Below are 22328 nucleotides of genomic sequence, written 5' to 3' on the forward strand. Positions count from 1 at the left end.
GAAGTCCTCCCAATGAATGTCATAACTTAAGTCCATCATTTGATGGCTTTTTTTTGAAGGAAATTACATTTTGTGTGCTTACCCTTTCCTTTACTCCTTTAAAAATCTTAAGGGAACGCTGGAAAATAGGGCTTTGAATAAAGGTATAAATAAAAGTAGCCATAAAAACAGGACCTCCTAGAAAAAGACCGATCACTAACACAAAACTTTCAACAATGACCCTGGCCTTGCTGACAGATAACCCGGTTTTGTCCGATAACGATAGCATAAAGCCATCACGTGGACCGGCACCAATTCCCGCAGCAACATACATTCCTCCGCCTATTCCAGTTATGATGATACCAGATAGTAGAATTAGATAATCAATCCAAGTATTGGTTGCCTTTGGCAGGATGTCGAGCCAAAGGAAGAAGTCCATAATGGGTCCAATACACAAGGCATTTAAGATCGTCCCAATGCTAATATAACTTCTGGCAATAAATAAGGAGATGAAGATTAACACCAAACCACAAATGACACCCCAAGTACCAATTGTTAAACCAAAATGCTGATAAAGGGCGACATTTAATACTTCCCACGGATGTAATCCAATATATTTTACTTTTACGGCAATAGCGTTGCCTAAGCCAAAAAAGGTTAATCCTAAAAAGAATAGACAGTATTGAAATAATTTCAATTCCCCAGACCTCCAGTAAATAACAATTCTGAATATTAAAAACCCACTCTAAAAATCTTAATTTATCTACCGAATTTAATCAATGGTTAATTTGTTTTAAAGAGTAATTTAAAATGATTACTATAATCAGAAATATGTTAAAATAATTAAAATTATAAAAAGTAAACAATTAGAGGGGAATGTCTATGAATCTCATCGGTTCGAAAAAACTTCAAAAAATGTCAGCTAGTATCTTTCAGGAAGTGGCTGATCGGAAAATGGCGGCAATGAAAAAGGGCAAAGAAGTCATTGATCTTAGTGTCGGGAGTCCGGACCTTCCTCCACCGCCCTATGTCGTCAATGCATTAGTTGAATCTGTTCAAGATACCAGTAAATATGGCTATACATTGAAGGGAATAGCGGAATTCAATGAGGCGGTATGTTATTTTTATAAGCAGCGTTATGGTGTTGAGTTAGACCATGTTAAAGAAGTGCTTCAGTTGATGGGTTCACAAGATGGTTTAGCCCATTTGGCCACTGCGATTATTAACCCTGGGGACTATGTTTTAGTACCTGATCCCGGATATCCAATTTACGAGGCGAGTGTCAATTTGGCGGGAGGAGTCATCTACCCAATGCCCTTGCTGGCAGAAAATCGATTTTTACCAAACTTACATGATATCCCTCTAGAAGTAGTACAGAAAACTAAAATGATGATTATAAGTTATCCTGGAAATCCAGTAACCGCCTTGGCGGATAAGGGATTTTTTGAAGATGTTATCTCGTTTGCAAGGACTCATAATATTTTAGTAGTTCATGATTTTGCCTATTCAGAATTGATTTTTGACCATCATCCACAGATTAGTTTTATGGCCGTTCCTGGAGCCAAAGAAGTAGGAATCGAGTTTAACTCGCTTTCGAAAACATTTAATATGGCTGGCTGCCGGATTGGGTATGTGGTAGGAAATGAGGAAGTTATCAATTTATTAGCAACCTTTAAATCGAATATTGATTACGGAGTTTTTTATCCCATTCAACAAGCGGCAGTGAAAGCTTTAACTTCTGATTTCTCCTATTTACATGAACAGGTAAAGGAATATGAGCTTCGCAGGGAAGCACTGGTTGAAGGACTTAAGAAAAGCGGCTGGCAGGTCGCAAAGTCTCCAGCAACGATGTTTGTATGGGCAAAGATACCGGAGGGTTGGACGTCCCGTCAATTTGTTTTTGAATTAATTGATCAAGCTGGTGTAGCTGTGATCCCGGGTGATGCTTTCGGTTCACAAGGAGAAGGCTATGTCCGCATTGCCCTTGTTCAGCCGTCCGAGATGCTTTCTAGAGCTGCTGAACGGATTGAACAATTTTTAGCGGATCGTTTAATTGAAAAATAAGGAAAGTAATCGTAACTATAAAAACTAAATTTCTTCTATAAACATCAAAGTAAACATATATTTTTAAAAAAAGACCTTCAGCCATTGAAGGTCTTTTACTTTGATAATGAAAGAGGGATACCGCCATGCCAAGTGAAATACAACATGTAGAATTAGCTATCCCAATTGAGGTCATATGGGACTTTATTCGAGATGAAAACAATTGGGCACCACTTGTCCCGGGTTATATTCAACATCAAAAAGTGAATGACCGGCAAATAAGCTGGGTATTTAAAAGCGACCTTGGGATTGTCAAAAAAAAGGTCACTTTGCTAATTGATATTAAGGAGTGGAACGAACCAAGTAAGGTGAGCTTTGAATTAAGGCGAAAAAACGAAAAGTACCTGGGAGAAGGATACTTTGAAGCAAAAGCCCTCAACAGAAATAAAACCCTCCTGACAGGTTTTCTTGATATAAATGCAACAGGACCAATGGGTACATTGGCAAATACCCTCTTTAATAAAGCTGTTAATCTATCGGATGAAGAGGTAGCAGCCGCTATTTCTTCTAAACTTGAAGAATTTAGTAATAAGTAGATGCTAAAGCCTCGATCCCTCTAATGGGGTTGTGGCTTTTTTGTTAAAAGTAAGTTTTATTTACCGCTGAATGGGTAATTACTTAAAGGATGAACATCTCTCTTAAAAATTAAGATATTCTTAAGTATCCCATGGTAAAGTTAGTCCAAAATCACTTAGTTAAAAGTGGGAGGATTAACAATGCTTACAAAGATACCAAAACAAGGCCGTAACGCGGTCTTAATTGTTTCATTACTTGGTCTGGGAACTGGATACAATCTGCCAACAGCCGTCTATGCTGAAGGGGTAACTCAAGTAACCGAAACAACAAATACCCTCGCCAAATTAGAAATCGAAGGAGTCAAGCTAGACAAAGATTTCTCAGCAGATAATAATCAATATTCAGCTGCAGTAGACAACGAAACAGACTCGATTCATCTACTTGTTGAAGGCAGCAATGACAGTTCAATCATTAGTATAAATGGCAAAACCATTACTAGCGGCACCTTTGAGCAATACTCACTTCAAACCGGGCAAAATTTCTTTCTTGTCACTGTTAAGGATCCTAGCAGCAATCTAACAAATACGTATACGTTAATGGTTACTAGAAAGCAAAATAACCAGAATCAGCTTAAAGATATTAAACTGTCAACAGGGAAGCTTTCACCTGCTTTTTCACCTACAGTGACTGATTATTCTGTTCAACTCCCGAATGCTGCCTCGTCGATTACGATGCTGCCAACTGCAGCTGTAAATTTAGCTGAAATTGAAGTGAATGGGGAGGAAGTGACACAAAAAGGAGTATTAGTAAATGTTCCGGTGGGCAAATCAGATATCCGTATCGTAGTAACAGCTGAGAATGGAGCAAAGCTAAGATATACGATTCATGTCGAACGCCAAGATACATCCACAGGAAATGGCACCGTTCCAGCCCAAACTGGAAGCAATGGATCAGCTCAAACTGGAAGTAATGGATCAGGACCAAATGGAAGTAACAGTTCAACTCAGACTGGCAGAAGACTTTCGACTCAGACTGGCAGCTCCTTTCCGACAACAACTGCCGGAACAAACTCGAATTCTTCTCAGCTTGCCTCTACCCAGCAGAGTGCAACAGGAACCGCTCAAAAAACAACCATGGCTACCCTTTCAAAACTAACCGTATCTGAAGGAACCTGGGACAGTTCATTTACTTCAAGCGAGTATACTTATCATGTGGCTGTTGCAAGTGATACCAAAACCGTTACGATTAATCCAACGGCAAGTTATAGCAGTTCCGAAATTTCCATCGAAGGAGGCACTAGCAAAACCATCCAGTTAGATGACGACAATAAAACTGTTATATCAGTAGTGGTAACCTATAATAATACCGACCGGAAAACCTATGTATTAGTTTTTGATAGAGCAGAGAATTAATGGGAAACCTATTCCATGAATGGGAATAAACCTGAAAAAACTCCAGTCAGGTTTATTTTTTTTAGAAAAAATAGAAAAGCGAGAAAAAATATTTAACATGATTCGAAAAGATATGTTATATTTATATATAAAAAATTTAGTGAATCTTTTGAATAAGGGGAAGGTGATAGAATGACAACAGAATTGAAAGTAAATGACAGCAGTCTTCCATTGCGTCGTGATGTGAAATTACTGGGGAAAATGCTTGGTGATATTCTTGTCGATTATGGCGGGCCCGAGCTTTTTGATAAAGTTGAAAAAATAAGACTCATGTGCAAAACACTTCGGGAACATTACGACGAAGGAATTTACGAGGAATTAAAAGAGGAGATATCCAGCCTAAACTCACCAATGCGTAAACAAGTCATCCGGGCATTTTCTATGTATTTCCATTTGATTAATGCAGCGGAGCAAAACCACCGAATTCGCAGACGAAGACAGTATCAGTTGAAAGATGATAAAATCGTCCAGCCTGCTTCGATTGAGAGTGCCATTCTAAAGTTCAAAGAACACGATATTAGTGAAGAGATTATCCAAAAATCCCTCAACACATTATCACTCGAACTAATTATTACAGCACATCCGACAGAAGCAACAAAACGCTCCATTCTTGAAATACAGCAGCGAATTGCTGCCATTTTAAAGAATCTCGATCATCCACTTTTATCTGATCGTGAGCAAAAAAAGCTAGAAGACAGTTTATTCAATGAAGTAGCGATTCTATGGCAAACAGATGAATTGCGTGACCATAAGCCAACTGTGTTAGATGAAGTGCGTAACGGACTATATTACTTTGATCAGACCCTTTTTGAAGTCCTTCCTGAAATACATCAGGAGGTAGCGGACTGCCTTGAAAAATATTATCCAAGCACAACTTGGAATGTTCCAAACTTCCTTCGTTTTGGCTCATGGATTGGCGGGGATCGTGATGGCAATCCCAACGTAACAAGTGATGTCACGTGGGAAACATTACAAAAACAGCGCAGACTTGTGTTAAGGAAATATAAAAATGTTTTGATTGACATCATGAAACGATACAGCCACTCGACAACAAGGGTAAATGTTAGTGAAGAAATTCTATTATTCCTAACGGAAAAAGAAGACTTATACCTAACAGATGATAAAAAGTGGCCAAACAAAACAGAGGCTTATCGACGTGTATTAGCCATTATAATTGAACGCGTAAGACAAGTGGGGAAATCCGAAATTGGATACAAAACTTCCGATGAATTATTAGAGGATTTAAAGATGATTAACCGTAGTTTGAAAAAACATCATCCTAGTGATCATGAATTAAAGACGATCCAAAAGTTAATCAGACAAGTGCAATTATTCGGTTTCCATTTGGCTACACTTGATATCCGAAACCATAGCGGAGAACATGAGGCGGCTATGACAGAAATACTTCGGAAAGTCCAAATGACAGATAACTATGCGGCTCTTTCTGAGCAGGAAAAATTACAGTTGTTACAAAATATCTTAATGGATCCACGTCCACTACTATTGTTAAATGAGGACTACTCTGCTGAAACGCAAGAAATAATAAAAGTGTTCCAAATGATTAAATCGGCTCATGAGGAGTTCGGCAAGCGTGCCATCACGGTTTATCTTGTCAGTATGACGAGATCAGCAAGTGACTTATTAGAGGTACTTGTGTTAGCAAAAGAAGCAGGTATATACCGTCTGCATGCGGATGGAACGCTAGAAAGCCACTTAAACGTTGCACCGCTTCTTGAAACGATTGATGACTTGACTGCAGGTCCGAAAATTATGGAAACTCTTTTTGAAATGCCAATCTACCGTAACCATCTTACTATTTTAGGGGATCAACAAGAAATCATGCTTGGCTACTCTGATGGTAGTAAGGATGGTGGAACATTAACAGCAAACTGGAAGCTATATAAGGCCCAAATCGAAATCCACGAAATGGCCAGCAGATACAAAATCGGTCTTAAGTTTTTCCATGGCCGCGGCGGGTCATTAGGACGTGGCGGCGGTCCATTAAATAAGAGTATCCTGTCCCAGCCAGCAGAAACAATTGGGGATGGGGTAAAAATCACTGAGCAAGGTGAAGTATTATCTTCAAGATATCTGCTTGAGGATATTGCATATCGGAGCTTGGAACAGGCAACATCCACTCTTCTACTTTCAGCTGCACACGTTTCTCAAAAAGAGCAGGGAACGTTACGTGAGGATGTTTGGGAAGAGTCGATTGAGGAGATTTCTAGTTTTGCCTTATCAAAATACCAATCATTAGTATTTGATGACCCTGATTTCCTTACTTACTTTAATGAAGCCACTCCATTAAAAGAAATTGGTGACTTAAATATTGGTTCAAGACCAATGAGTCGGAAGAATCGTGGAAGATTTGAGGACTTAAGGGCGATACCATGGGTGTTTGCCTGGACGCAGAGCCGCCAGCTAATTCCGGCTTGGTATGCTGCTGGAACAGGTTTAGACAGCTTCGCATCAAAAAGCGCTCAAAATCTGCAGCTTCTGCAGCAGATGTATGCAAAATGGCCATTCTTCCAATCCACAATAGATAATTTAAATATGGCATTGATGAAGGCAGACATCACAACTGCTAAAGAATATTTAACGCTTGTTGAAGATAAGACTATTGCCGACAGAATATTTTCGAATATTCTTGAGGAATATGAAAAAACAAAAGCGATTCTCCTTAAAATAACAGGAGATAGCGAATTACTCGACCATACACCAAACATTAAGGAATCAGTGTACCGACGGAATCCTTATGTGGATCCATTAAACTTTTTACAAGTTGAATTGATTAAAGAATTACGGAAACAAGATGAGCTGGATGAAGAAATATTAACCGAAGTCCTGCTTACTATTAGTGGAATATCCGCAGGACTCCGTAATACAGGCTGATCAAATTGAAGAAGGTCTTAAACTCTTTTGCAACAGAGTTTAGGACCTTTTTTTATGCAGTCACAGTTATCTTTGAACATTTTGTGAATTATTTTAAAGTGAATGGCTATTCATTCATTTTTGCGCGAATTTCGACAAACTTCGAGAATCGCGCATGATATATTTTAGCCAGAAGAAGCAAAGGTCCTAAACCCATTGGCAGTCTGTCTTGGGCAGGCAGAAAATTGACAAATATGAGGTGAACATAAATGGCTGTAGAAGAGAAAGTAGTTCAAGAAAAGCAAATGGTTACAGCAGCAATTGATCAGTTAGCTAATAATGCAGAAAAAGCATTGAGAGAATTTCGTGGCTATACACAGGAAATGGTCGATAAAATCGTAAAGGAAATGGCTTTAGCGGCACTAGAAAATCATAAAAAACTCGCGAAGTTAGCGGTAACAGAAACGAGACGCGGGGTTTATGAAGACAAGGTTTTTAAAAATATGTTTGCAACAGAATTTATCTACAATAACATTCGGGATATGAAAACTGTAGGGGTAATTCGTGAGGATGAAAATGAAGGGATGGTTGAAATTGCAGAGCCAGTGGGGGTTATTGCTGGTGTTATCCCAATTACAAATCCAACATCTACCGTTATCTTTAAATCTTTAATTTCACACAAAACAAGAAATCCAATTATTTTTGCATTTCCGCAATATGGTCAACAATGCTGTACTGAAACAGCCAAAATACTTTTGGATGCGGCGATTAGAGCAGGAGCTCCCGATAATTGCATTCAGTGGATTGAATCTCCTTCGCATGAAGCTTTTCAAACCTTAATGAGACAGCCAAAGATTTCACTTATATTAGCAACAGGAGGACCAAACCTGGTAAAGGCTGCGTATAGCTCAGGGAAACCGGCAATTGGTGTGGGGGCTGGTAATGTACCTTGTTATATCGAAAAAACAGCCAATATCAAACGTGCTGTCAATGATGTGATTTTATCTAAAACCTTCGATAACGGAATGATTTGTGCTTCAGAACAAGCCTTAATTATTGATCAAGAAATATACAATGAAGTAAAACAAGAAATGATAGAAAATAATTGTTATTTTCTAAGTGAAGATGAACGAAAAATGGTCGAAAAGGCAGTAATTTTTGAAAAAACAGGTTCCATTAATAATCTAATTGTGGGGCTGTCTGCATCTATGATTGCTAAGTTTGCTGGAATCAAGGTACCTGCTAATACAAAAATATTAATCGCAGAACAAGAAGGAGTAGGTCCGAATGAGCCTTTATCCTGCGAAAAATTAAGCCCGATTTTAGCCTGCTACAAGGTTAATAGTTTTGCAGAAGGCTTGAAAGTTGCTGAGGAGACATTAGAATACGGCGGGTTAGGACACTCCGCAGCGATTCATACCTCAAACCAAGACTTGGTAGATATTTTTTCACTACAGTTAAAGGCGGGCCGAATTATGGTTAATACGCCATCAACTCATGGGGCCATCGGAGATATTTATAATACATCGCTGCCATCCTTAACAATTGGATGTGGAACATATGGAGGGAATTCTGTGTCACAGAATGTCGGAGCCCAAAATCTGCTTAATATTAAAAAGGTTGCGAAAAGAAGGACATTCACGCAATGGTTTAAAGTACCATCACAAGTTTTCTTTGAGAGAAATTCAGTGCAAACTCTCGCAGCCATTCCGGGTATTACAAAAGCTTTTATCATTACCAGCGGTAGTCCTTTGAAAAATGGCTATGTCGATAAGGTTCTCTATTATTTAAAAAAGAATCAAAACAGCATTCAATTTGAAACCTATTCAACTATTGAGCCAGAGCCAACGATTGAAACGGTTATGGATGGAGCAGATAGAATGCGCAAGTTCCAGCCGGATTGCATTATTGCCTTAGGCGGCGGGTCGGTAATGGATGCGGCAAAAGCAATGTGGCTTTTCTACGAACATCCCGATACAGATTTCCGGAGCTTAACGCAAAAATTCTTTGATCCGACAAAGCGTGTCGTAAAGTTTCCGGAAATGCGGACAAAAGCTAAATTTGTGGCGATTCCGACTACTTCCGGAACAGGTTCAGAAGTTACGGCATTCTCCGTGATAACAGATAAAAAAGCAAATATTAAGTATCCGCTTGCTGATTTTCAGCTTACACCTGATGTGGCAATCGTGGATCCACAGTTTGTAATGACCGTTCCTAATCATGTAACGGCAGATACGGGAATGGACGTCTTAACACATGCCATTGAGGCGTATGTGTCTGTATTAGCCAATGATTTTACAGATGGACTTGCTTTAAAAGCGATTCAGCTTGTCTTTCAATATTTACCTAGGGTATATCGAGATGGGGGTGATGAACTGGCCCGTGAAAAAATGCACAATGCCTCCACGATTGCAGGGATGGCCTTTGCTAACTCGTTCTTAGGAATCAATCATAGCCTTGCCCACGTGCTAGGAGCTGAGTTTAAAATTTCGCACGGACGTGCCAATGCCATTCTATTACCGCATGTTATCCGTTATAACGCTGCAAAACCAAATAAATTTATGACCTATCCTAAATATGAACATTTTATTGCGGATGAGCGCTATGCAGAAATTGCTAGAATGCTCGGTCTTCCTGCCAGTACTACCCAGGAAGGAATTGATAGTTTAATAAAGGCAGTTATATCCCTTGCACAAGAACTGGATATTCCAATGAGTATTCAAGCGAATGGTGTAAATAAGGAAGAATTTGAAAGTAAGGCAGCGGAACTCGCGGAACTTGCCTTTGATGATCAAGATACGATCGCAAATCCAAAACAGCCATTTATCAGTGAACTAGCTGAAATTTATCAACAGGCCTTCAAAGGAATTTAGAACGAGCTTTTCTATATTACTTTTTTAAAACAATAATTTAAGAGATTACAACCTCTTCCATATAAAATTATAGGAATCAGGTTTAAAAAACTTTGAAAGGGTGAGTAAGGATGGATGACAGAAAAGAATCAGAAAAAGATTTATCCGAGCAAGTGGAAAATAAGATTGAAGATCAAGAAGCGACGAAACAACCAATAGGAGAAGAGACTGTTAAAAAGGATGAAAGCGAAGAACCGTTTTCAAGCTTAGACCTGCTATGGCACCATGCCTTTGGTGAACTAGACGAATGGGCGAAACGTGCCAATCAGCGAGATGGGTTATTCATTAAAGCAGCAAAGCAATTTGCTGAAGGTGTTAAGCGTAATCAAGGAAATCTTATTGAACTTGCTTCTCAATTTTATCAAGAATTCTCTTCATGGGAAAAAACTGCCAGAGAAGAATTTTTAATGTCTACTACCAGCCTGCAGCATTTCTTCCCGCTAAGATCTTATGAAGATATTAATGCACAAATTGACCAGGTCCAAGAAAAAACGCTAACTATTTTAGCGGCTCCATGCGAGCGGTTTGCCAGCACCCTGTCAATGGATAAATATCTTGAGATGATAGAGAAATATATTGCGCTAAGAAAGAGAGGAAGAGAGCAGTATATAAAAACAGTCAAACAAGCCGGGAACTTAATTTATGAAAATCAAAAGAGCTTTGTAAATCTTTTTGCCAGGCAGATTAAAACATTACTGTTTCCGTTAAGCAAGTATTTGGAAAAACCAGATGAGTTTATTAAATAATAAAACCGAGGAGTGATTTGAGTGACAAATGATAAAACATATCAACCATTTGAGGGAATCAAACGAATGAGTGAAATGTGGGAAAGACAAATAAACGGACTGTTATACATGATGAGTGATAACAATGAATTCGTCAAACTTTTAAAGGCGGGCACAGAGGGTCATGCTCGTTATTTGGAACTGCTTAGAAAAAGACAAGAACTAGTGGCCGGTGTGATGAATCTTCCAACCAAAAAAGATGTAGCGAACGTTGCTAAGTTATCTATCCAAGCCGAAGAAAAACTCGATACCCTCGAAGAGCAAATATGGAATCTCCAAGATAGCCTTGGTACGGTAAATAAAGGGTATCTAGAGATGTTCCAAGAAATGGTGAATGTTGTTAAACAAATGAAAGAAGACTTTCAACAAATAGAATTAAATCATGCGAACGAACTATCAGCTGTTCAGGATGAATTAAAAGAATTAAAGGAAAACTTAAGCCAATTAACTGATATCAAGACTGAACTTGAACAGATGAAGAATCTTTTTCAAGAGGAGAAACTCAAAAACAAAGATTTAGTGCTCGCTGTTGCTGGTACAACCGAGTCCTAATGGAAGGAGAAAACGCCGATGAGTGCAACAGTATCGCTTAAAAACTTAATCCCAATAGTAGATTTAGAGAAGGAAAAAGTTAGGTGGAACCAAATCAATAAAGTCTTAACCGAGCCTAAACCGGATATAGTACCTACACCGAGGGAGATTATTTGGAAGAAAAATAAATCTACTTTATATTATCACCCCGCAAAGGAAAAAAAATATCAGATTCCATTGTTTTTAGTCTATTCACTGCTAAATAAATCATATATTTTAGACATCGGGGAAGGGAGCAGTGTTGTAGGCGGTCTTACAGAGCGTGGATATGATGTTTACTTTTTCGATTGGGGCTCCCCAGGCTATGAGGATCGTGAAATTACCCTCGATAATTACATTATCGATTATTTGGAAAATGCCGTAAAACGGGCTTTACGCCACTCGGGAACAGAGGAGATTTCAATGGTCGGCTATTGCTTAGGTGGGACTATTTCAGCGATTTTTACATCTATCACAAAATTACCAATTAAGAATCTCGTTCTTGCAACCGTTCCAATTGATTTTAGTGTCGGGATTGTCCCTGACAAATGGTTAAAAGGGCTCCAAAATGGTCAAATCGACTTTGATCGATTTTCTGATGTATATGGTGTCATTCCATCCGAATATTTATATCTTATGTTTCGAGGGCTTTCACCGGTTTATGTTAGTCCATGGGTCAATTTAATCACGCGTGCCCATGATGAGAAGTATGTCGAGAAGTGGCGTCGAATGGACAAATGGACAAGAGATACCGCCTCTTTTGCCGGCGCCGCTTTTAAACAGATGTTCAATGATCTATATAAGGATAACAAACTATTAAAGGGCGAACTTATAATCGGGGGCAGAAAAGTAGATTTTAAAAATATTAAATGCTCTGTATTTGTTTTCTCAACATCAAGAGACACACTCGTTCTAGAGAAACAAAGCCTGCCAGTTATGGACATGATTTCGAGTGAAGATAAAACCTATGAGGTATTCGAGGGCGGTCATGTTTCACTTGCATTAACCGGAAAATTTGCAGTGTTTGCTGACAATTGGCTTAAGTCTAGGTCCAATCAACTTGAGGAAGTGCCTGTATAATCCCCTGAAAAAGGAAGTAACGGGAAGAAGGGCGGGAGGGCCCTTTCTCCCTGTTACTATCATTTACACAGCAATTTTTTGTTGATTGAGGAACCTGCGCAGCACTTGGTTAAACCGGTCTTTTGCTTCAAGCTTGGCAAGGTGACCGGTATTCCTCAAAATAATAAATTCCGAATGGGGAATCAGTTTATGCATAGAAGCTTGAATCCAAACCGGTAATACAGAATCATACTGTCCTCCGATAATTAGAGTTGGTACCTTAATTTCGGGCAATAAAGATCGATTATTTACCTCAAGGCACATTTTTAATGATTCGAGAAAAATAAAGTGTTTTGGGCGGAAATAATGGCTAAAGGTATCCATTAAGGTTTTATTCCAGGAGTAAAGCGCCATATGCGCGAGGAATTCCGTTTGTTTTCCTGCTTTGGTAACATCCTCAAATTTTTCTTTGCGATTATTAAATAAAAGTCTCTTTAATTTTTGGGGGAAGTAATGGAAAGTGCTAACGAGCATCAGTGACCGACAGAGGTCGGGGGCTTGGCGGTACATTTCTTGAGCAACCGCTCCACCCATTGACAGACCAAGAATGTGAGCGTTCTCAATACCAAGTTCCTTTAATAAACCTATTAAGTCCCTGGCAAAGTTGGGGATCGAAATCCCAACTGTTCTTGAACAATCCCCGTGTCCACGTAAATCTGGTATAATCAACTCGAATTGATCAGCTAACTCATACTGGTTACTCCAGCCTTCTTTGACTTCTCCTAAACCATGAATGAGCACGAGTGGTTCCCCTTCTCCAAAATGTAAGTAGGGTACACCCAATTCACTAATTCTAGCATTTACCATTTTACACCACCTTTTCCATTTTTATCAGTTTATATCCAACATAAGTGAGTTGTAAATATCCTAATTGATTTTAATATATATTTATTTTAATGATTGCCAAATATAACCTATAGGTGTAAAATACATATAGGTGAGGTGATAAAGATATGGTGAACCAAGATAACCAATCAGTCAATCCATCCAAAAATTTTGTGCTGCCATTTATTTTATTGCTTCTTAGTAAAGTATCTCTTCATGGTTATGAACTTAGCCAAAAGCTGGAGGCATTCGGTTTTAAAACTCTTGATCAAGGCAACTTATACAGGATGCTAAGACAGCTTGAAAAGGATGAACTAGTTTCATCTGAATGGGATACAACAGGCAGCGGGCCGGCTAAAAGAAGATATTCAATCACAAAAGCTGGGATTACATACTTAAAAGGATATGCAAATCAACTTGAGACGTATCAATCCATCCTAGATCAATTCTTCAAGATGTATTCTAGTTTACTTGAGCTCTATATTCCTTCCTTTCAGAAGAAGGATCCAATAGAGAAAGTTAATAATACTAAGAGGAGGAAGAATGATGGTACAGAAAAATAATGAAACGGTTCCTACGGAAGATTTAGTAGAATCGATACCTGTAGGTTCTTTTGTTGCTACTTTTTGGGATCAGTTTGAACAATCGGGTGAACGTGCACGACAGTTAAGGGAAAATCGAGAAGATGCTTATTTTAATGCGGTAAGAGAGGTTATTAAATTCAATAAGCAATACCGAAATTCCCTTACAGCATTATATGAGCAAGCAAGAAAGACAAATAAAGAAGTGGTTTCTGACGTGATGCAACAAATTAACGCGGGCAAAGAGAATGAGCAGGTAACTTCAGAGGACCATGAAGAGCTAAAGAACCAGTTTAAAGAAGTTACCGGACAAATGGAAAAATTAGCGTTAACACCAGTTCGGTCCATATTCCATATTATTGATCAGTTTGAGGATAATTTTGAGAAGAATGCAGAAGCTGGTATTGCTTATAACCGTGAACGTCGAAATGCATGGGATGAAGTCCGCAAAGAATATGTTAAAAAAGCACGCAGTACACATTTAGATTTTATAGATCGAAGTAAAAATAGCTTGAAAGAGCTTGTAAAAACTCGTTAAATGGATGTAACACAAAGGGGAAATAACACCAGTGTTGTCAATCCTTATATCAATGTTAGACCACATTCTCTTCTGAAGGAAATAGAGAGTGTGGTTTTTTATCGTTTAGGAAATTATAAAATTTTCGCTTGTGGATAACTGTTAATATAAGGACTATCGACGTCTAGCTCCAGCGCCTAGCCCCTCGATGGTCTACAGCCACTCTGAGAATGAAGGCAAAGAACCCTTCATTCCCAGAGCGTCTTATGCTTGTTGGGGCTGTTCAAGGCGCTTGCGCTTTTGTTCTTTTCTAACTAGGAATTTGAACGTTCTGTTACTAAAAACCATATTTTCCCTTTTGAAATATAAATGTCATATATTCATAACTTATTTGACGAAATTAAATGATATACTTCTAATTGAGATCGGATAGGATGAAATAGGGAAATGTTGATGATCGTGCCTTTACATATGAAATGAATAAAAAGTAAACATAAATTTTTTTAGTTCTGAAAATACAGATTTATTACTAGTCTTCGATGCGGCATTTCTATTACTATAGGTAATTTGAAAAATGATGAAGGCAGGAAAAGAAAATGAAAAAGATAATTACAGTGCTTTCTACCTCGATTATATTAGGGATTGGCAGTATCTCTTTCCTTCCAGCTGCCCAAGCAGAGGAAACAGGCCTTAAAGGTATCCAGGAGGAGCGAACGGGAATCCAGACAGAGATAATGAAAACAGATCAGGAAATTTTTCAAGTCCAAGATGAATTGGCTAAATTATCAGAGCAAATAAAAAGAGCTAATCAAGCCATTATTGATAATAACAACATGATTACCCAGACGGAAGTAAAGGTTCAGGCTTCCGAAAAAGAAGTATACGGACTAGAACAAGAAATAACCCTTATTAGGGATAGAATCGATAAACGCAATCAACTACTGAAAAAACGTGCCTTAGCCTTACAAGAAAATGGAGGGAATGTAAAATATATTAATGTTATTTTAGGTTCTGACAGTTTTGGAGACTTCGTCGGGCGTCTTCATGCTGTTGCTTCCATCGTTCAGGCTGATCAAGATCTTGTTAAACAGTATGAAGAAGACCAGAAAGAAGTTGTAAACAAACAAGCTAAAGTTGAAAAAAAGCTAAGTGATTTAAAAGCAATGAAAATAGAGCTTGAAGGGATGCAGGCACAAATTTTAGAACAAAAGGAAGAAAATGATGTCTTGCAAGAAGAATGGAAGCAAAAAGAGCAAGAAAAACTCTCTCAAAAAGAGAAGTTGCAACAACTAGATCAGTCGCTTGCATTAAAAGAAGGAGAGATTGGGGCTGAAAACACAAATTCTCTTACGCCGAATTCAACTCCTATTAATGCCGCAATTCCATCAACCACTAATGAAGCAATCAATATTGTTATTCATGCTGGTGAAAAATATATCGGAAATTCAGTGTATGTTTTCGGCGGAGGAAGGAATGCCTATGATGTTTCACAAGGAAGATTTGACTGCTCTGGGTTTGTAGCATGGGCATTTGCCCAAGCCAGGATTAAAGTAGGGGCCCATACAGATATCTTGAAAAACTTGGGCAAACGGGTATCATTTAGTGAAGCACGGCCTGGTGATTTGGTTTTCTTTGATACTTATAAAATTGACGGACATGTTGGAATTTATTTAGGCAACGGGAAGTTTATTGGATCGCAAAGCAGAACTGGAATTGCGATTGCGGATATGACGAATGGATATTACCTGAAAAAATTTAACGGACGAGTAATAAGAATTATCAATAACTAATAAATAAAAAGAAGCGATGTTATTCGCTTCTTTTTATGGTTTTATAGTATTTAGAATCTGTTCCAATAAGGCTTTTGTTTGTATTAATTCTTGCTCATTTTTTGGCTCCATCTCCACCACACTATTACTTCTGAAATTCACATTAAGTTTGAGTAAATTTGAACTGTCTGTTGTAACATTATGAGCTAAGAGTTTTACATTTTATGAAAAGACTTAATGCCCAAAATAGAACTGAAGTGGCAGTCAAAGCCATTCGGATGGGGATTATCGATTAAACAGGGGCTTCTCTCATTAGGGAGATGCCCTTTTAGTGATTCAAAAAATCAGGGTAGTCACTAATGACCCCTTCAATATGAAAATGCATCAAAAAATTTACTTCATTTTTTTTTCTTATTGTCCATACCAGCGTTTTAAAGCCATGCTGGTGAATCCTTCTAATCAGCCGTTTGTTTACCATGGTGATTTTCGGATTGACATAGGCAGCAAAGCTTAAAAAGGAGACCAATTCTTGATTCGAGATTCCTTTACCGCTGAACCTTTTTAGTAAGACTCCAAGTTGGATGGAAGGGATTAGTTGGTGGAATCTCTTTAGTGAGTTTTGATCAAAGGATTGAACGATCACTTGAGGCCCTTCGGCGCTTGTAAGTCCTCTGTGTAAAAGCTCATCCGCAATTTTTTTCTCAATACCAGGGTAAAGAGATGGATTTTTAATCTCCAGCAATATACCAACTTTTCCTCCAAACTCGTCTAGAAATTCATAGAATGAAGGGATCTTTTCACCACTGAATTTAGAATCAAACCAGCTGCCTGCATCCAGTGCTTGAATTTCTTTTAAAGTAAAATCCCTTACCTTTCCTTTGCCGTTTGTGGTTCGATTAACCGTTGGATCATGAATGACCACCAACTGTCCATCTTTTGTCATCTGAACATCCATTTCAATGTAATCCACACCCAGTTGCATTGCTTTATGAAAAGAAGCAAATGTATTTTCAGGGCAGTATCCGGCTGCTCCTCTATGGCCAATTTTTAAAGGAGAACGAGATTCAGAAGCACTTTTAATTCTCATTCTTTTTCGAGTTAACAATAAATAGACCCATCTCCAAATGGCTGTAGTAAATTTCATAAAGATTTACCTCCATCGCCTTATTGTGAACATGGTAAGAAAAACAAAACAATTTGTCAACTGGATATCTGCCTACGTGTTTGCGGTTAAGTTATTGAACAAATATAGGTTAAGATCCTCAGGATATGAGCAAAGAATGGGCTTATTCTTTTTTTTGAGAAAAGCCTAATATGGATATGTGTCTATCGCACATTGATATCTAGGTGAATAGGATATATGGAAATCGATAAAGGAGGTAATGTAAATGTCTGGTGCAGTAGGTGGCTATGGCGGCGGATTTGCCCTGCTAGTCGTATTATTCATTTTATTAATTATAATTGGAGCTTCTTGGGGTTGCGGTTTCTATTAAGTTAGAAGGGAGGAAATAAAATGTTTGGATACGGTGGATTCGGCTATGGCGGAGGCTGTGGCTGTGGGTACGGCGGTGGATATGGTTTTGGCGGCGGCTTTGCATTAATCGTCGTTTTATTTATCTTATTAATTATTGTAGGTGCTGCTTGCTTTAGATGGTAGTAAAAAATTAAAGCGTCCTACTTAAAATATCTAACTAGTCAACCCGCTTGGTTATTCAAGCGGGTCTTCTAGTGGAATTGTATTAGTGCTTTTCCATTGCTCAAATTGATCCAGTTCTTTCGCTAATTTTTTTAGTGTAAAACCAATAACAGCAGCGTCATCAAAGAGGCCGAGGCCAATAATAAAATCAGGAACTAAATCAATTGGGGAAATAAAATAGAGCAGAGCACCAATTATCGTCACGATGGTACTTGGTTGAACATTCTTATATTCACCTTTAGAGTAGGCTTTTACTAAATCAACAAATAACTGTAGTTTATCCCAAGCATCCCCTAGATAGCCTTTTCTATCCGTTGCTTTTTCAATCACCTTATGAAGTAAATCTTTTATCTTTTGGGGATTTCCAATAAATTCTTTAGCATTGTGAATGTATTTATGGTGTTCTTTTTCAATTAATTCATCATCGCTGTACATAGGGTTCACTTCCTTTAACGGAATTCAAACTTAGTTTACCACTAAAAATAAAATTCATTAGATATTTACCCCATAATAAAAAAACAAAACCAGGTGCAGAATGTGCACCTGGTACTTTTATGCAATAACAGCATCGTTTGTTAGGCCTGTCACGATGGTTTCTACTTCCGTTCCTTCTAATGTTTCTTTTTTTAATAATGCTTCGACTAATTGTTGATACTGTGGTTGATGGTTCCTAATCAAGGTTTCTGCTTTTTTTAAACCTTTTGCAAATAATTCCTGCATTTTGAGTTCCTTATCTTGCTTGTTAAACGTTAATGTAAACCCATCTTCAAGCATTCCAATGTCGACCATTTGTTCAATCAGATGTTTTGCCTGCTGAACGTCACCACTTACACCGATGCTATGTTCACCAAGTAACATTCTCTCAGCCACACCACCTGCTAAGACCATTGCCACACGGTCAAGCAAGTCACTAGTTGTTGATAAATGCAATTCTTTTGGAATCGGTGCTACATAACCAAGGGCCTCACCTCGAGGTATAATCGTTGCCTTTCGAACGGAACCAGGTTTTGTTAAGGAAGCTACAATTGCATGTCCCGCTTCATGGATGGCCACTCTGCGTTTTGTGTCAAGATCCTGTAAGGATCGAGAAGTACTGCCTAATATCGTCCGGTCAAGAGCGTAATCCAGGTCCTGTTTAGCTATTACCTCATGGCCGTTTCTAACCGCACGTCTTGAGGCTGTTTCAAAAAGAGACTGCAGCTCAGCACCGGAGAATCCAGAGGTACTTTCTGCTAAATCATCAAGGGATGCAAACACATCTTTTGCAAGCGCCTTTCCTTTCGTATGAATCTCGATAATTTCTCTTCTTCCTTTTGTATCTGGTAGAGATACATGGAAGGAGAAATCAATACGTCCAGGACGAAGGAAGGCTTCATCCAGCATATCTTTTCTATTGGTAGCTGCTATAAATAAAATACCATCGTTAGAATGGCCGCCATCAAGCTGAACAAGCAGTTCAGTTAAGGTTTTTTCTGCTTCTTCGCCTCCATGAGCCTTACGTTTGCCAGCAAGTGCGTCTACTTCATCAATAAAGATTACTGCGGGTGCTTGTTTACGGGCTGCTTGAAAAAGAGAGCGAACCCGGCTTGCGCCAACGCCAACAAAAAGTTCATTGAATGCTGACCCGCTTGCAGAGAAGAAGGCTGCATCTATTTCCCGTGCCATGGCTTGAGCTAATAGTGTTTTACCGGTCCCAGGGGGTCCATATAAAAGAATTCCTTTCGGGGGCTTTATTCCCAGTTTAAGCGCTCGTTCAGGTTCTTTTATAGTGGATAAAGTCTGAAAAATTTCCTCTTTCATTTCAGCTCCAATTCCTCCAACATCGTCTAAACTGATAGAAGGAAGAGGGCGTGACTTGGCGACACTATTTTTCATCGAGTTACCTAGGCCAAAGCCGCCCTTTGTTTTTTGCAGAGCAACAGCAGCACCGGCAAGTAAAACAATTACTCCGCCCAGCATCCACTTACCGTATCGGCTGCCGGTCGTATAGGTGTAATTAATATTGTACTTTTCAACAAGTTTCTCGATCACTTGACTGTTTGGAGGTATATGGGATACATATTCGTTACCGCCTGCTTTTATATACAGGCTTCCGTCCGCTTGTTCAGTGAGCGTAACGGCCTTACCATTTTGCGCTTGAATCGTTTTCTCCACAGAAGAGAAAGGAATCGCGATTTCCTTATGAGTTGTTTGAATGTACCAAATCAAACCTGAAATGACTATAATGAACGCTGTAATCAGCGGAATAAACTTTGAAACTATCTTTTTACTTTTATTCAACTCTCTTCATCTCCTCTAATAGAGTAATATAATTATTATAAAGCTATTTCCAGAAAAATGGATGTGGGAATCGGTGGAAGAAAGAAAAGCGTTAATAGCTATAAAAAACACACCAGCCTAAAAAAATGGATTGTGTAAATATCATTAGGATAGTAAGCGGAGTTGTGGAATGATGGGCGTAAGCACGGTTTGGGCCAAAGTGCCAATACTCATTCCGACAGTTGCTGCCTTGCTCCATTTAAAAATATGAACCTTTTCTTCTTTTGTCTCATACAAAAATAATAATTGATCCCCTTCTTCGGCAATGCCAATTTTATGATAGGAGATATTATTTTGTTGAAGTACGATTTCGAAAGCTTTGTGTAATAAGCTTAAGGTTTTCTGATCAACTGGCTGATTTTGCATAGTTCCTCCTGAGGAAAATAAATATTTTTCATTATCTCCATTATATTCCTTTCGCCTCTATCATAAAAGAAAAATCTTAAGTAAACCATCTGAAATATTGCAAAGTTGGCCTTTGCGAGATAAGATTGAAGTTATGGATAAAAATTTCACGCTAAAAATGGTACGCATGGCCGAAATTAGCGAAATCGGTTCCTTCCCCGCAGGTTTGAAGGGGCCTTATTTAAAGGAAGTATGATGACTTCTTTGTTAAAGAGAGGAAGACAAGATGGGTAACAATTTTAAAGAAGAAGTATTGTCACGCCGGACATTTGCGATTATATCCCACCCGGATGCCGGTAAAACAACATTAACAGAAAAATTACTTTTATTTGGTGGGGCTATTAGAGACGCTGGTACTGTTAAAGCAAAAAAAACAGGAAAGTTTGCTACAAGTGACTGGATGGAAATCGAGAAACAGCGTGGAATTTCCGTTACCTCCAGTGTAATGCAATTTGATTATGATGGATTCAGGGTTAACATTCTTGATACACCTGGACATCAAGATTTCAGTGAAGATACGTACAGAACTTTAATGGCTGTTGATAGTGCAGTAATGATCATTGACTCAGCAAAAGGGATTGAAGAACAAACCCTAAAACTTTTTAAAGTATGCCGTATGCGCGGTATTCCAATATTTACGTTTATGAATAAGCTTGACCGCCAAGGGAAAGCGCCGCTTGAACTTCTTGCCGAACTAGAAGAAGTTCTTGGAATTGAATCTTATCCAATGAATTGGCCAATCGGAATGGGAAAGGAATTCCTAGGCATTTATGACCGTTTCCATAAGCGGGTTGAACAATTCCGTGTAAGTGATGAGGAGAGGTTTATTCCGCTTAATGACGAAGGGGAAATTGTTGGAGAGCATCCGATAAAAGATTCCGGTCTATATGATCAAACGCTAGAGGAAATTCTACTGCTTAATGAAGCTGGTAATGAGTTCTCAGCAGAAAGAATTGCGGAGGGGAATCTAATTCCTGTTTTCTTCGGAAGTGCCTTAACAAATTTCGGTGTTCAGACTTTCTTAGAGTCTTATCTGCAATTTGCACCGCCGCCCAAAGCGCGTAATTCATCCATAGGTGAAATTGATCCATTAGGAGATCAATTTTCGGGGTTTGTGTTTAAAATCCAAGCGAATATGAATCCTGCTCACCGCGACCGAATAGCCTTTGTGCGTGTTTGTTCAGGTAAGTTCGAACGTGGAATGACGGTTAATATACCACGCTTAGGAAAACAATTAAAGCTATCTCAGTCGACATCTTTTATGGCAGAAGAACGAAATACAGTCGAAGAAGCTGTTAGTGGAGATATTATCGGATTGTATGATACAGGGACTTATCAAATTGGCGATACCTTAACGACCGGCAAAAATGACTTTCAATACGAGCGGCTGCCACAGTTTACACCTGAATTATATGTCAGGGTTTCCGCTAAAAACGTCATGAAGCAAAAATCCTTCTATAAAGGTATTCAACAGCTTGTCCAGGAAGGGGCTATTCAGCTCTTTAAGACAGTTAGGATGGAAGAATATTTATTAGGTGCGGTTGGTCAGCTTCAGTTTGAAGTATTCGAACATAGGATGAGAAATGAATACAATGCCGAGGTATTAATGGAGCGCATGGGTTCAAAAATTGCCAGATGGGTTGAAAATGAAACGGTTGATGAAAACCTATCGAGTTCGAGAAGTTTGCTGGTAAAAGACAGATATGATCATTATGTCTTTTTATTTGAAAATGATTTTGCGTTAAGATGGTTCCAGGAAAAAAATCCAGATGTTAAACTTTATAACCCAATGGACCAAAACGAATAGTTCAGTTAGCAAAACAGCGGAGGCATCCGCTGTTTTTTAATATCTTTAAACAGTGTTCTTACATAAAATGGAATTTTTTTGGAAAATATTCAGTGTATCCTCG

19 protein-coding genes and 1 pseudogene are annotated in these 22328 nt (G+C 38.6%); 14 read left to right on the forward strand and 6 right to left on the reverse strand.

Annotation, left to right across the window (positions count from 1 at the left end; genetic code table 11):
* Positions 1 to 19: 19 nt before the first annotated feature.
* Entirely contained in the window at positions 20 to 676 is a 657-nt protein-coding gene (locus tag L1999_RS07490; protein ID WP_235742981.1) for a YczE/YyaS/YitT family protein, read from the reverse strand.
* Positions 677 to 861: 185 nt separating this feature from the next.
* Here L1999_RS07490 and L1999_RS07495 point away from each other — a divergent pair, with 185 nt between their 5' ends.
* From L1999_RS07495 to L1999_RS07530, 8 genes are all read left to right on the forward strand, one after another.
* Positions 862 to 2043 carry an LL-diaminopimelate aminotransferase gene (locus L1999_RS07495; RefSeq protein ID WP_235742982.1) on the forward strand — a complete coding sequence of 394 codons (1182 nt, stop codon included), beginning with the start codon at positions 862 to 864 and terminating at the stop codon, positions 2041 to 2043.
* 125 nt (positions 2044 to 2168) lie between these two features.
* Entirely contained in the window at positions 2169 to 2618 is a 450-nt protein-coding gene (locus L1999_RS07500; protein ID WP_235742983.1) for an SRPBCC family protein, read from the forward strand.
* Positions 2619 to 2798: 180 nt separating this feature from the next.
* The gene (locus L1999_RS07505; RefSeq protein WP_235742984.1) at positions 2799 to 4010 is read left to right on the forward strand and encodes a cadherin-like beta sandwich domain-containing protein; all 1212 of its coding nucleotides are present in this window, start codon (positions 2799 to 2801) and stop codon (positions 4008 to 4010) included.
* Positions 4011 to 4181: 171 nt separating this feature from the next.
* Complete coding sequence (gene ppc, locus L1999_RS07510; RefSeq protein WP_235742985.1) at positions 4182 to 6941, forward strand: phosphoenolpyruvate carboxylase; 2760 nt, start codon at positions 4182 to 4184, stop codon at positions 6939 to 6941.
* A 248-nt stretch (positions 6942 to 7189) separates the two neighbouring features.
* The gene (gene adhE, locus L1999_RS07515; RefSeq protein ID WP_235742986.1) at positions 7190 to 9793 is read left to right on the forward strand and encodes a bifunctional acetaldehyde-CoA/alcohol dehydrogenase; all 2604 of its coding nucleotides are present in this window, start codon (positions 7190 to 7192) and stop codon (positions 9791 to 9793) included.
* A 110-nt stretch (positions 9794 to 9903) separates the two neighbouring features.
* On the forward strand, positions 9904 to 10578 hold the full coding sequence (locus L1999_RS07520) for a hypothetical protein (RefSeq protein ID WP_235742987.1): 675 nt from the start codon (positions 9904 to 9906) through the stop codon (positions 10576 to 10578).
* A 21-nt stretch (positions 10579 to 10599) separates the two neighbouring features.
* A complete protein-coding gene (locus L1999_RS07525) occupies positions 10600 to 11169 on the forward strand; it encodes a polyhydroxyalkanoate biosynthesis repressor PhaR (protein ID WP_235742988.1) in 570 nt (189 codons plus the stop codon).
* 18 nt (positions 11170 to 11187) lie between these two features.
* Positions 11188 to 12267, forward strand: coding sequence for an alpha/beta fold hydrolase (locus L1999_RS07530; protein WP_235742989.1), 1080 nt, complete (start codon positions 11188 to 11190; stop codon positions 12265 to 12267).
* Positions 12268 to 12330: 63 nt separating this feature from the next.
* On the opposite strand, the gene L1999_RS07535 is transcribed toward L1999_RS07530, so the two are convergent.
* Positions 12331 to 13113, reverse strand: a complete 783-nt coding sequence (locus L1999_RS07535) for an alpha/beta fold hydrolase (RefSeq protein ID WP_235742990.1) — start codon at positions 13111 to 13113, stop codon at positions 12331 to 12333.
* Positions 13114 to 13259: 146 nt separating this feature from the next.
* On the opposite strand from L1999_RS07535, the gene phaQ reads away from it, so the two are divergent.
* The 3 genes from phaQ to L1999_RS07550 all read left to right on the forward strand — a co-directional run bounded on the left by phaQ (position 13260) and on the right by L1999_RS07550 (position 16019).
* Positions 13260 to 13694, forward strand: coding sequence for a poly-beta-hydroxybutyrate-responsive repressor (gene phaQ, locus L1999_RS07540; RefSeq protein ID WP_235742991.1), 435 nt, complete (start codon positions 13260 to 13262; stop codon positions 13692 to 13694).
* Positions 13675 to 14250 carry a hypothetical protein gene (locus L1999_RS07545; RefSeq protein WP_235742992.1) on the forward strand — a complete coding sequence of 192 codons (576 nt, stop codon included), beginning with the start codon at positions 13675 to 13677 and terminating at the stop codon, positions 14248 to 14250. The genes phaQ and L1999_RS07545 overlap by 20 nt, the downstream gene beginning before the upstream one ends.
* A 575-nt stretch (positions 14251 to 14825) precedes the next feature.
* Positions 14826 to 16019: a coiled-coil domain-containing protein gene (locus tag L1999_RS07550; protein WP_235742993.1), complete on the forward strand. Its 1194-nt coding sequence runs from the start codon at positions 14826 to 14828 to the stop codon at positions 16017 to 16019.
* Positions 16020 to 16326: 307 nt separating this feature from the next.
* On the opposite strand, the gene L1999_RS07555 is transcribed toward L1999_RS07550, so the two are convergent.
* Positions 16327 to 17142 (reverse strand): glycerophosphodiester phosphodiesterase, encoded by an 816-nt coding sequence (locus tag L1999_RS07555; RefSeq protein WP_235742994.1) that lies wholly within the window; start codon positions 17140 to 17142, stop codon positions 16327 to 16329.
* 244 nt (positions 17143 to 17386) lie between these two features.
* Between L1999_RS07555 and L1999_RS07560 the strand changes: the two genes are divergently transcribed.
* Together L1999_RS07560 and L1999_RS29830 are read left to right on the forward strand one after the other, a co-directional pair.
* Positions 17387 to 17491 carry a YjcZ family sporulation protein gene (locus L1999_RS07560; RefSeq protein ID WP_144562660.1) on the forward strand — a complete coding sequence of 35 codons (105 nt, stop codon included), beginning with the start codon at positions 17387 to 17389 and terminating at the stop codon, positions 17489 to 17491.
* Positions 17492 to 17565: 74 nt separating this feature from the next.
* Positions 17566 to 17655, forward strand: a pseudogene (locus L1999_RS29830) (YjcZ family sporulation protein); the annotation flags it as partial.
* 51 nt (positions 17656 to 17706) lie between these two features.
* On the opposite strand, the gene L1999_RS07570 reads toward L1999_RS29830, so the two are convergent.
* From L1999_RS07570 to L1999_RS07580, 3 genes are all read right to left on the reverse strand, one after another.
* Positions 17707 to 18129, reverse strand: a complete 423-nt coding sequence (locus L1999_RS07570) for a YkvA family protein (RefSeq protein ID WP_235742995.1) — start codon at positions 18127 to 18129, stop codon at positions 17707 to 17709.
* A gap of 117 nt (positions 18130 to 18246) precedes the next feature.
* Complete coding sequence (locus tag L1999_RS07575; protein ID WP_235742996.1) at positions 18247 to 19974, reverse strand: AAA family ATPase; 1728 nt, start codon at positions 19972 to 19974, stop codon at positions 18247 to 18249.
* A gap of 144 nt (positions 19975 to 20118) precedes the next feature.
* Positions 20119 to 20379 carry a hypothetical protein gene (locus L1999_RS07580; protein WP_235742997.1) on the reverse strand — a complete coding sequence of 87 codons (261 nt, stop codon included), beginning with the start codon at positions 20377 to 20379 and terminating at the stop codon, positions 20119 to 20121.
* A gap of 265 nt (positions 20380 to 20644) precedes the next feature.
* On the opposite strand from L1999_RS07580, the gene L1999_RS07585 reads away from it, so the two are divergent.
* Positions 20645 to 22225 carry a peptide chain release factor 3 gene (locus L1999_RS07585; protein WP_215040570.1) on the forward strand — a complete coding sequence of 527 codons (1581 nt, stop codon included), beginning with the start codon at positions 20645 to 20647 and terminating at the stop codon, positions 22223 to 22225.
* The last annotated feature ends 103 nt before the right edge of the window (positions 22226 to 22328 follow it).

The sequence above is a fragment of the Neobacillus drentensis genome (assembly GCF_021560175.1).
In the GTDB taxonomy this organism is placed as follows: Bacteria; Bacillota; Bacilli; order Bacillales; family Cytobacillaceae; genus Neobacillus; species Neobacillus drentensis_A.

Excerpts from the sequence above, each read along its gene's own strand:
- L1999_RS07500 (WP_235742983.1), top strand. The coding sequence starts at position 2,169 with ATGCCAAGTGAAATACAACATGTAGAATTAGCTATCCCAATTGAGGTC.
- L1999_RS07535 (WP_235742990.1), bottom strand. The coding sequence starts at position 13,113 with ATGGTAAATGCTAGAATTAGTGAATTGGGTGTACCCTACTTACATTTT.
- L1999_RS07555 (WP_235742994.1), bottom strand. The coding sequence starts at position 17,142 with ATGAAATTTACTACAGCCATTTGGAGATGGGTCTATTTATTGTTAACT.
- phaQ (WP_235742991.1), top strand. The coding sequence starts at position 13,260 with ATGGTGAACCAAGATAACCAATCAGTCAATCCATCCAAAAATTTTGTG.
- ppc (WP_235742985.1), top strand. The coding sequence starts at position 4,182 with ATGACAACAGAATTGAAAGTAAATGACAGCAGTCTTCCATTGCGTCGT.
- L1999_RS07580 (WP_235742997.1), bottom strand. The coding sequence starts at position 20,379 with ATGCAAAATCAGCCAGTTGATCAGAAAACCTTAAGCTTATTACACAAA.
- L1999_RS07570 (WP_235742995.1), bottom strand. The coding sequence starts at position 18,129 with ATGTACAGCGATGATGAATTAATTGAAAAAGAACACCATAAATACATT.
- L1999_RS07545 (WP_235742992.1), top strand. The coding sequence starts at position 13,675 with ATGATGGTACAGAAAAATAATGAAACGGTTCCTACGGAAGATTTAGTA.
- L1999_RS07505 (WP_235742984.1), top strand. The coding sequence starts at position 2,799 with ATGCTTACAAAGATACCAAAACAAGGCCGTAACGCGGTCTTAATTGTT.
- L1999_RS07495 (WP_235742982.1), top strand. The coding sequence starts at position 862 with ATGAATCTCATCGGTTCGAAAAAACTTCAAAAAATGTCAGCTAGTATC.
- L1999_RS07585 (WP_215040570.1), top strand. The coding sequence starts at position 20,645 with ATGGGTAACAATTTTAAAGAAGAAGTATTGTCACGCCGGACATTTGCG.
- adhE (WP_235742986.1), top strand. The coding sequence starts at position 7,190 with ATGGCTGTAGAAGAGAAAGTAGTTCAAGAAAAGCAAATGGTTACAGCA.
- L1999_RS07550 (WP_235742993.1), top strand. The coding sequence starts at position 14,826 with ATGAAAAAGATAATTACAGTGCTTTCTACCTCGATTATATTAGGGATT.
- L1999_RS07560 (WP_144562660.1), top strand. The coding sequence starts at position 17,387 with ATGTCTGGTGCAGTAGGTGGCTATGGCGGCGGATTTGCCCTGCTAGTC.
- L1999_RS07530 (WP_235742989.1), top strand. The coding sequence starts at position 11,188 with ATGAGTGCAACAGTATCGCTTAAAAACTTAATCCCAATAGTAGATTTA.
- L1999_RS07520 (WP_235742987.1), top strand. The coding sequence starts at position 9,904 with ATGGATGACAGAAAAGAATCAGAAAAAGATTTATCCGAGCAAGTGGAA.